The organism is Rhizobium sp. BK181 (assembly GCF_014193305.1).
GTDB lineage: Bacteria > Pseudomonadota > Alphaproteobacteria > Rhizobiales > Rhizobiaceae > Rhizobium.
In genome coordinates, this window is record NZ_JACHZA010000045.1 from 1 (window position 1) to 1,188 (window position 1,188).

A 1,188-nucleotide genomic window follows, 5' to 3' on the forward strand; every position below is an offset into this window, starting at 1 on the left:
TGACCTTGCCCCCAAGTTTTATCCAGTTTTAAGTTCGCTCCGGCGGTTTTGGGTTGCTGTATTTGGGGCGGTAGCGGCGGGTTGCGGTGCGGAGCCATTCCGGCTGCGCAGCACCGCATCACGTCGCGGGTTGATTGTCTGAGCGAACTCGGCAGGTGTCATCCAGCCGAGTCCAGAGTGTGGTCGATGATCGTTGTAATCGCTGCGCCAGTTTGAAAGCGCTGATCGAGCATGGGTCAGTGACGAGAAGAGCGTTTCATTCAGGAGCTCGTCTCGCAGCCGTCCATTAAAGCTTTCGATGAAGGCGTTCTGGATCGGTTTGCCCGGTGCGATGTAGTGCCAATCGACTGTCGTCCGGTCGGCCCATTGCAGGATCGCGTTGCTGGTGAACTCACTGCCGTTGTCGCTGACGATCATCTTGGGCTTGCCACGTTCCTCGATGATCCGATCAAGCTCACGGGCAACTCGCAGGCCGGAAAGCGATGTGTCGGCGACGAGTGCCAGGCATTCTCTGGTGCAATCGTCGACGACCGTCAAAACCCGGAACCTGCGACCATCGGTGAACTGATCCGATACGAAGTCCAGTGACCAGCGATAATTGGCGGCAAGCGGGATCAGCATCGGTGCTCGTGTGCCTATCGCTCGCTTGCGGCCGCCGCGCTTGCGCACCGTCAGCTTCTCTTCCCGATAGAGCCGGAAGAGCCGCTTGTGGTTCACAAGGTGACCCTCACGCCTGAGCAGCACATGTAGGCGTCGATATCCAAAGCGGCGGCGTTCATGCGCCAGCGCCTTCATACGCTCGCGAAGATCATGGTCATCGCTGCGCGTGGTTTCGTAACGGATCGTCATCCGGCAAAAGCCGATGGCTTTACACGCCCGCCGTTCGCTCATCCGATGTTGGTCCATCAGATGCGCGACAGCTCGCCGCTTTGCTGCGGGCGTCACCACTTCTTTCCCAAAAGGTCTTTCAAAGCTGCATTGTCGAGCATGGCATCCGCCAGAAGCCGTTTCAGCTTCGTGTTCTCGTCCTCCAGCGTCTTCAGTCGCTTGGCTTCCGACACCTCCATGCCACCGAACTTGGCTTTCCACTTATAGATGCTGGCATCGCTGACGCCGTGCTTGCGGCAAAGCTCCGAGACCGGCGTACCCGCCTCGTGCTCCTTCAGAATGCCGATAATCTGTTCGTCT

1 protein-coding gene is annotated in these 1,188 nt (G+C 58.4%); it reads right to left on the reverse strand.

Translation table 11 applies throughout. The features are described 5' to 3' along the window. Positions 1-18: 18 nt before the first annotated feature. Positions 19-1,188, reverse strand: a protein-coding gene (locus tag FHT77_RS31115; RefSeq protein ID WP_183759306.1) for an IS3 family transposase whose coding sequence is annotated in 2 segments (ribosomal slippage) — positions 19-959 and positions 959-1,188 — 1,171 coding nt annotated over the 2 segments. Because the reading frame shifts where the segments join, the coding sequence is not laid out codon by codon here. This gene is flagged as partial in the annotation.